This is a genomic window from Micromonospora sp. NPDC047527 (genome assembly GCF_040643015.1).
Lineage (GTDB): Bacteria > Actinomycetota > Actinomycetes > Mycobacteriales > Micromonosporaceae > Micromonospora.
In genome coordinates this window covers 596732-604835 of record NZ_JBEYTK010000004.1, presented here as the reverse complement: position 1 = coordinate 604835, position 8104 = coordinate 596732, and the positions used below count along the sequence as shown (strand labels likewise).

Genomic DNA, 8104 nt, shown 5'->3' with positions numbered 1-8104 from the left:
CGCAGACCCGGCTCACTCCTCGCGCTCACCGGCTCATCCTTCGTTCGCGACTGCGGGGCTCGCAGACCCGGCTCACTCCTCGCGCTCACCGGCTCATCCTTCGTTCGCGACTGCGGGGCTCGCAGACCCGGCTCACTCCTCGCGCTCACCGGCTCCTTACCGGCAAGGTCGAGTGCCACGTCCACGATCATGTCCTCCTGGCCGCCGACCATCCGACGGCGACCCAACTCGACCAGGATCGACCGGACGTCGACGCCGTAGCGCTCCGAAGCTCGCTCGGCGTGCCGGAGGAAGCTGGAATAGACCCCCGCGTACCCCAGGGAGAGCGTCTCCCGGTCCACCTGGACCGGGCGGTCCTGCAAAGGGCGGACGAGGTCGTCCGCGGCGTCCATCAGCGCGAACACGTCGCAGCCGTGCTTCCAGCCGTGCAGCTCGGCGACCGCCACGAAGACCTCCAGCGGCGCGTTGCCGGCGCCCGCGCCCATGCCCGCGAGGGAGGCGTCGACGCGGACGGTCCGCCCGTGTGTCGCGTCGGCGCCGACGGGTGCGGACCCGGAGATCCGGCCGTGCTCGACGGCGAGCACGCTGTTGGCCACCCCGAGCGACAGGTTGTGGTGGGCGTGGATGCCGATCTGCGTATCCGGATCGAGGACCTGCCGGTACGCGTCGACCCGCTGCGCCACGTCGGACATCAGCAGCCGCCCACCGGAGTCGGTGACGTAGACGCAGTGCGCCCCGTACGACTCCATGAGCTTGGCCTGCCCGGCCAGCCCGGCCGGGTCGTTCATGTGCGACATCATCAGGAACCCGGCCACGTCCATGCCGTTCTCCCGCGCCCAGGAGATGTGCTGGGCGGAGATGTCCGCCTCCGTGCAGTGGGTGGCGATCCGCACGCTTGTCACGCCGAGCGCCTTCGCGGCCTTCAGGTCGGCGATCGTGCCGATGCCCGGCAGCAGCAGGGTGGTCAGCTTCGCCGTGGTCAGCACCTCGGCGGCCGCCGAGATCCAGTCGGCGTCGCTTGCCGCGCCGTGACCGTAGTTGACGCTGGACCCGGCGAGCCCGTCGCCGTGCGCCACCTCGATCGCGGCCACCCCGGCGGCGTCCAGCGCGGCGGCGATCGCGCGCACCTGGTCGACGGTGTACTGGTGCGCGACGGCGTGCATGCCGTCGCGCAGCGTCACGTCCTGGATGTACAGGTCGGTCATTGCGCAGTCACCTCCGAGGAGCGCAGGGCCACCAGCCGCTCGGCGGTGCGCAGCGCGGCGGAGGTCATGATGTCGAGATTGCCGGCGTACGCCGGCAGGTAGTGTCCGGCGCCGGAGACCTCCAGGAAGACCGACACCTGCAACGCGGTGAGCTCCCGCCCGAGCGACGGCAGGTACGCCCGCACCCGCTCGAACTGCACGTCCTGCTTGAGGCGGTAGCCGGGGACGTACTCCTGGACCCTCGCCACCATGTCCGCCACGGAGGCGGCGATGGCGGCGGTGTCGGCGTCGGCGTCCGGGCAGAGGCAGTAGACGGTGTCGCGCATCAGCAGCGGCGGGTCCGCCGGGTTCAGCACGATGATCGCCTTGCCCCGCTCGGCGCCGCCGACCACCTCGATGGCGCGGGCCGTGGTCTCGGTGAACTCGTCGATGTTGGCCCGGGTGCCCGGACCGGCCGAATTCGACGCGATCGACGCGACGATCTCGCCGTACGCCACCGGGGTGATCCGGCGTACCGCGGCGACGATCGGCACGGTCGCCTGCCCGCCGCAGGTCACCATGTTGACGTTCGGCTCGTGCAGGTGCTCGTCCAGGTTGACCGGTGGCACCACGTACGGGCCGATGGCGGCCGGGGTCAGGTCGACCACCGTGCGGCCGTGCGCCCGCAGCACCTCGTCGTGGTGCCGGTGTGCGCCGGCCGAGGTGGCGTCGAAGACCAGCTCGACGTCGGCGAACTCGGGCATCGCGACAAGCCCGTCGACGCCTTCGGCGGTGGTGGCGACGCCCAGCCGGCGAGCCCGGGCCAGGCCGTCGGAGTTCGGGTCGATGCCGGCCATCGCCACCATCCGCAGCTCGTCACTGAGCCGCAACACCTTGATCATCAGGTCGGTGCCGATGTTGCCGGAACCGAGCACCGCCACGCCGACGCTCATGCCGAACCCTCCTTGCTGAAACAGGTCCGCACCGAACCGAGGCCGGAGATCCGCGCCTCGTACGCGGCCCCCGGGGTGACCGACACCATCGGGCCGAGCGCTCCGGAGAGCACCACGTCCCCGGCGCGCAGCGGGTCGCCGGCGCGGGCGAGGGTGCCGGCCAGCCAGTGCAGGGCGTGCAGCGGGTTGCCCAGGCAGGCCGCGCCCGCGCCCACCGACACCGGCTCACCGGCGTGCTCCAGCACCATCCCGCACAGCCGCAGGTCGACGTCGGCGAGCCGGCGCGGCGTGGTGCCGAGCACGAAGAGCCCGCTGGAGGCGTTGTCGGCGATGGTGTCCACGATCGAGATGTCCCAGGCGGCGATCCGCGAGTCGACGATCTCGATGGCCGGCAGCACGTGGTCGACGGCACGGATCAGGTCGACCGTGGTGATCTGCGGATCCGCCAGGTCCTTGTCGAGCACGAACGCGATCTCCGCCTCGACCCGCGGCTGGAGCAGCCGGTCGATGGGCACCTCGACGCCGTCGCCGACCGCCATCGCGTCGGTCAGCACGCCGAAGTCCGGTTGGAACACCCCGAAGGCTTCCTGCACCGCCCGGGAGGTCAGCCCGATCTTCGCGCCGACCCGGCGTTCGCCGCGGCCCTGCCAGGCTCGCGCCTGGAGTTGCTGCACGCGGTACGCCGACTCGACGTCCCCCTCCGGCAGCAGCCGGCCGCGCAGGGGCGGGCACGGCTTGCCGGTGCTGCGGGCCTCGGCCAACTCCCGGTTGGCGGCCTCGATGTCAGCTTCCATGCCCGCTCTCTCGCTAGGGCTCACGACAGGTCCACGCAGACGTTGGTGAGTTCGGAGTAGAAGTTCAGCGAGTGCACGCCGCCCTCGCGGCCGATGCCGGACGCCTTCACCCCGCCGAACGGGGTACGCAGATCCCGCAGGAACCAGGTGTTGACCCAGACGATGCCGGCGTCCAGGCGGGCACCGGCGCGGTGCGTCACGCCCACGTCCCGGGTCCAGACCGTCGCGGCCAGGCCGTACTCGGTGCCGTTGGCCAGGGCGTACGCCTCGTCCTCGGTGTCGAACGGCGCGACGTGCACCACCGGGCCGAAGATCTCCTCCCGGTTGGTGCGGGCGCCCGGCCCGAGGCCGGTGAGCACGGTCGGCTGCACGTACGACCCGCCGTCACGGGCGTCGCCGAAAGTGGGCGCGCCGCCGCCGGTGAGCACCTCGGCGCCCTCGGCGCGGGCCAGGTCGTAGTGGCTCAGCACCTTGGCCCGGTGCTGGCGGGAGATGAGCGGCATGGTCGCCGTGGCCTCGTCGGTCGGCCAGCCGTACGCCAGCTCGCCGGCCCGCTTGGCGAGCCGGGCGGTGAACTCCTCGAAGACCGGGCGCTGCACGTAGATGCGTTCGGTGCACAGGCACACCTGCCCGCCGTTGGTGAAGCTGGAGCGCACCGAGCCGGCCACCGCGGCGTCCAGGTCGGCGTCGGCGAAGACCAGGCCGGCGTTCTTGCCACCCAGCTCGAAGCTCACCGCCTTCACGCCGTCGGCGGCGGCCCGCATGATGGCCCCGCCGGTGGCCGACTCGCCGGTGAAGGTGATCGCGTCCACCCCGGGGTGGCGGGTGAGGAACTCGCCCGCCGAGTCGGGTCCGAAGCCGTGCACCAGGTTGAACACTCCGGCCGGTACGCCGGCGGCGGCCATCACCTCGGCGAGCACCGTCGCCGAGGCGGGCGTCTCCTCGCTGGGCTTGACGATCACCGCGTTGCCGCAGGCCAGCGCCGGGGCCACCTTCCAGGTGAGCAGCAGCAGCGGCAGGTTCCACGGCACGATGACCGCGACCACGCCGACCGGCTTGCGGACCGCGTAGTTGAGCGCCCGGCCGCCGGTCGGGGTGACAGTGGTGAACGACTCGGTGGGCGCGGTCGCCACGATCTCCGCGAACGCCCGGAAGTTCGCCGCGCCGCGCGGAATGTCCAGCGTGCGGGCCTGGGCGATGGACTTGCCGGTGTCGGCGACCTCGGCGGTGACCAGATCGTCGAAGCGACGCTCCAGCTCGTCGGCGACCCGGCGCAGCACCTCGGCGCGTTCCCGCTCCCCCATCCGGCCCCACGGGCCGCGCAGCGCCGCACGGGCGGCGGCGACCGCGTCGTCGACCGTGGACCGCGATGCCTCGTCGACCTCGAAGACCGGCTCGCCGGTCACCGGGCTGACCTTGGTGAACGTCGACCCGCCGTCGACGAACTCGCCGCCGACGAAGTTGCGCAGCCGCGGTGGCCCGGCCGGCGCGCGGCCGGTCATCAGCTCGGGATCCCAGTGGCCGGTCATCCGCGCCGTCCTCGACTGAGCGCCGCGCCGACCGCACCGATCAGCAGCAGCGCGGCACCACCGGCGAGCGCACCGAGCACCCGGTGCTGCCGCCGGACCCGGCGGCGCACCTCGGCGTACGGGGTGGTGGAGAAGGACACCAGCTCGTACTGGGAGACGTACCGACCGGGCAGGGCCCGCTCCAGCGCGTGCTCCACCCGGCGGCTGAGCTGGAAAACCGGCGAGGCGACCTTGTCGCGCATCTCCACGAAGTTGGTAAGCGCCATCTGCGCGATGGCCTCGGCGTTCTCCTGCCGCCGCTGCTGCAACAGTGGCAGCGCCGCCGACCACTCGTCGTCGCACTCGTCGAGGCAGCGGTCCAGCTCGACGATGTCCTCGAAGGCGCAGTTGGCGCCCTGGCCGTAGAACGGCACGATGGCGTGCGCCGCGTCGCCCAGCAGGCCGACGGTGCCGTTGACCTGCCACGGGGCGCAGCGGACGGTGCCGAGCACACCCACCGGGTTGTGCTCGTAGTCGTCCACCAAGGTCGGGGCCAGCGGCACCACGTCCGGGTAGTGCTCGGCGAAGTACTGCTCGATCGCCGCCGGATTGTCCAGCGCCGCGAAGCTACCGACACCCTCGTTGGGCCAGAACAGCGTGCAGGTGAAGGAGCGGTCCGGGTTCGGCAGGGCGATCATCATCGAGGTGCCGCGCGGCCAGATGTGCAGCGCGTCCGGGTCCAGCGCGAAGTCCCCGCCCAGCGGCGGGACCGTCAACTCCTTGTAGCCGTAGTCGAGGAGGTCCACGTCCTCGGTCAGCAACCCGTCGGCCAGCAACTGCGCGCGTACGGCCGAGCCCGCCCCGTCGGCGCCCAGCACCACCGACGCCTTGGCGGCGACCGGGCCCTGCGGGGTCTCGAAGCTCAGACTGCCGTCGGTCGGGTCGAGCCCGACGAGTCGGTGGTCGAAGACGATCCGCACACCGGGCAGCTCGGCTGCCGCGTCGAGCAGCGCGTTGTTCAGCGCGCCCCGGCTGATCGAGTTGATCGCCCGGTCGCCGGCCAAGCTGTACGACTGGAACTGCGGCTCCCCCTCGACCGGGTGGATCATCCGGCCGCGCATCGGCAACGCGTCGGTCATCACCTGTTCGGCGAGGCCGATCCGGCGCAGCGCGTCGAGGCCGCGCTCGGAGAGCGCCAGGTTGATCGAGCGCCCGCGCTCGGCCGTGCCGTTACGCGGGTCGGGCCGACGCTCGTACAGGGCCACCGGGTAACCGCGCCGGGCCAGGAAGCAGGCGGCCAGGCTGCCGGCCAGCCCGGCGCCGATGATCGCGATCTCGTCGCGCTGGGAGGTCATGAGGACTGACCCTTCGTCGAGGACTGACCGACCGTCGCGGCGAGCGCGACAGCGGCCCGCCAGCAGTCGTGGTACGTGGAGTAGAGCGGCACCGGGGCGAAGCGGACGATGTCCGGTTCCCGGGCGTCGGCGATGACGCCGTGTTCGTGCCGCAGCCGCTTGGCCAGCTCGGCGGCGTTGCCGGCGCCGACCCGTACGGAGAGTTGGCAGCCCCGGCGGGCCGGATCACGCGGGGTGACCACCTGCAGCGGCCGGTCGGCGGTGACCTCGTCGAGCAGGCGCTCCAGCCAGCCGGTGAGCCGCAGGCTGCGTTCGCGCAGCGCCGGCATGCCGACCGCGTCGAACAGCTCCAGCGAGGTGCGGACCGGGCCCATCGCGAAGATCGGCGGGTTGGAGATCTGCCAGGCGTCCGCGGTGGCCGGTGGCCGGGAGACCGGGGTCATCTCGAAGCGGGTGGCCGCCGCGGTGCTCCACCAGCCCTCGAAGCGGGGCAGGTCGGGGTCGCCGAGGTGCCGCTCGTGCACGAAGACGCCGCCCAGCGCACCGGGGCCGGAGTTCAGGTACTTGTAGGAGCACCAGGCCGCGAAGTCGACGTCCCAGTCGTGCAGGGCCAGCGGCACGTTGCCGGCGGCGTGTGCCAGGTCCCAGCCGACCACCGCGCCGGCGGCCCGCCCGGCGGCGGTGATCGCCGGGATGTCCATCAGCTCGCCGGTGAGGTAGTTGACGCCGCCGAGCATCAGCAGCGCCACGGTGTGACCCTCGCGGGCCAGGAAGTCCAGGACGTCCTCGGTGCCCAGCGTGTCGGTGCCGGGGCGCGGCTTGAGCCGCACGACCGTGGTGTCCGGGTCCAGGCCGTGGAAGCGGGCCTGGCTGCGCACCGCGTAGCTGTCCGAGGGGAACGCGGTGTCCTCGATGACGATGCGGGTGCGCTCCCCCGCCGGGCGGTAGAAGCTGACCATGAGCAGGTGCAGGTTGACCGTGAGGGAGTTCATCACCACGGTCTCCGCGGGCCGGGCGCCGACCAGTCGGGCGGCCGGGGCCGTCAACAGCTCGTGGTACGGCAGCCAGGCCCGCTCCGCCTCCACATGCCCCTCGACGCCGAGCCGCCGCCAGTCGTCCAGATCAGCGAGGAGTTCGTCGCGGGTCGCGCGTGGCTGTAGGCCGAGCGAGTTGCCCGCCAGGTACGCCGACTCGGGGTGGTCGCCGCCGTCGGCGGGCGGTACGTGGAAGAGGTGCCGGTGGCCCGGGTCGGCCTCGTCGAGGCGGCGGGCTTCACTTTCAAGGGTGTGCACAGGGGTGTCTCCGCTCTCGGGTCACATCGCGGTACGGGCCGACCACAGCTCGGGGAAGACCACCCGAGCCATGCTGCGCTGCAGCCACGCCAGGCCGGCCGAGCCGCCGCTGCCGACCTTGGCGCCCATGGTCCGCTGCACCGCCTTCACGTGGTTCCACCGCCAGTCGCCGAACTCCTCGGCGACGCCGCTCAGCGCCTCACCGAGCAGCCGCAGCGGGTTGTCCGGGCCGCCGTCGGCGTAGATCCGCACCCACGCCGCCTCGACCGCCGGGTGCGGGTCGTGCTCGACCCCCACATCCCGGTTCAGCAGGTCGGCGGGAAGGTCGAAGCCCTGCCGGGCGAGCAGCGCGACCACGTCGTCCCAGAGGCTCGGGGCGGCCAGCGCGGCGGTCAGCTCGGCGTGCACCTCGGCCTGCCGGCGGAACGGTCGGATCAGCGCCGGGTCACGCAGACCGAGCAGGAACTCCAGGTGCCGGTACATCGCCGACTGGAAGCCGGAGCCCTCGCCGAGCAGGTTGCGGAACCGGTTGAAGTCGGCCGGGGTCATCCAGCGCAGACCCTTCCAGGAGGCGTTGAGCCCCTCCAGGTGCAGGGTGGCGCGGCGCAGCGGGGCCAGGGCGTCCGACAGCCGGTCGTCGCGCAGCAGGCGCTGGGCCTCGCGCAGTTCGTGGCAGGTCAGCCCGAAGTACAGCTCCATGATCTGACTGACCATGAGGAAGGACATCTCGCCGGGGTCGTCGCTGAGCGGCTGCTGCAACTGGTGCAGTGCGCTGGCCCGCACGTACGCGTCGTAGGGCACCAACTCGGCGAACTCCAGCGTCGGCTCGCCGCCGTTGCGCGCGGCCCGCGCGGCCCGCTGCCGCGGGGTCACCGGTCGTACCGTGACGCCGCCGTTGGGCGCCCGCCGCTCCGTCTGATCCACCAGTTGTCTCCCTCCGGATGTGCCGACAACATGATCCCGCGGTTGGAACGGCAGATGGAATGCCGGATCAACGGCTCTTGCCGGCCCGGGGTGG

At 72.4% G+C, this 8104-nt stretch carries 6 protein-coding genes and 1 pseudogene; all 7 read right to left on the bottom strand.

The features are described 5' to 3' along the window. Window positions 1-152: 152 nt before the first annotated feature. Window positions 153-1205: pseudogene (dmpG, locus tag ABZ808_RS19505) on the bottom strand (4-hydroxy-2-oxovalerate aldolase); the annotation flags it as partial. Beyond that, window positions 1202-2137, bottom strand: coding sequence for an acetaldehyde dehydrogenase (acetylating) (locus tag ABZ808_RS19500; protein WP_357008107.1), 936 nt, complete (start codon window positions 2135-2137; stop codon window positions 1202-1204). The pseudogene dmpG and the gene ABZ808_RS19500, both read right to left, overlap by 4 nt. Then, on the bottom strand, window positions 2134-2931 hold the full coding sequence (locus ABZ808_RS19495; RefSeq protein WP_357008105.1) for a fumarylacetoacetate hydrolase family protein: 798 nt from the start codon (window positions 2929-2931) through the stop codon (window positions 2134-2136). The genes ABZ808_RS19500 and ABZ808_RS19495 overlap by 4 nt, the downstream gene beginning before the upstream one ends. A 20-nt stretch (window positions 2932-2951) precedes the next feature. Beyond that, window positions 2952-4433 carry a 2-hydroxymuconic semialdehyde dehydrogenase gene (locus ABZ808_RS19490; RefSeq protein ID WP_357008261.1) on the bottom strand — a complete coding sequence of 494 codons (1482 nt, stop codon included), beginning with the start codon at window positions 4431-4433 and terminating at the stop codon, window positions 2952-2954. Window positions 4434-4456: 23 nt separating this feature from the next. Then, the gene (locus ABZ808_RS19485; RefSeq protein ID WP_357008103.1) at window positions 4457-5794 is read right to left on the bottom strand and encodes an NAD(P)/FAD-dependent oxidoreductase; all 1338 of its coding nucleotides are present in this window, start codon (window positions 5792-5794) and stop codon (window positions 4457-4459) included. Continuing rightward, complete coding sequence (gene kynU, locus ABZ808_RS19480) at window positions 5791-7086, bottom strand: kynureninase (RefSeq protein WP_357008101.1); 1296 nt, start codon at window positions 7084-7086, stop codon at window positions 5791-5793. The genes ABZ808_RS19485 and kynU overlap by 4 nt, the downstream gene beginning before the upstream one ends. Before the next feature lie 21 nt (window positions 7087-7107). Beyond that, window positions 7108-8010, bottom strand: coding sequence for a tryptophan 2,3-dioxygenase family protein (locus ABZ808_RS19475; protein WP_357008098.1), 903 nt, complete (start codon window positions 8008-8010; stop codon window positions 7108-7110). Between the last annotated feature and the right edge of the window lie 94 nt (window positions 8011-8104).

What these genes read in the sequence shown, in the direction of transcription:
- ABZ808_RS19495 (WP_357008105.1), bottom strand. Translation starts at nt 2,931, where the DNA reads ATGGAAGCTGACATCGAGGCCGCCAACCGGGAGTTGGCCGAGGCCCGC.
- ABZ808_RS19500 (WP_357008107.1), bottom strand. Translation starts at nt 2,137, where the DNA reads ATGAGCGTCGGCGTGGCGGTGCTCGGTTCCGGCAACATCGGCACCGAC.
- ABZ808_RS19490 (WP_357008261.1), bottom strand. Translation starts at nt 4,433, where the DNA reads ATGACCGGCCGCGCGCCGGCCGGGCCACCGCGGCTGCGCAACTTCGTC.
- ABZ808_RS19485 (WP_357008103.1), bottom strand. Translation starts at nt 5,794, where the DNA reads ATGACCTCCCAGCGCGACGAGATCGCGATCATCGGCGCCGGGCTGGCC.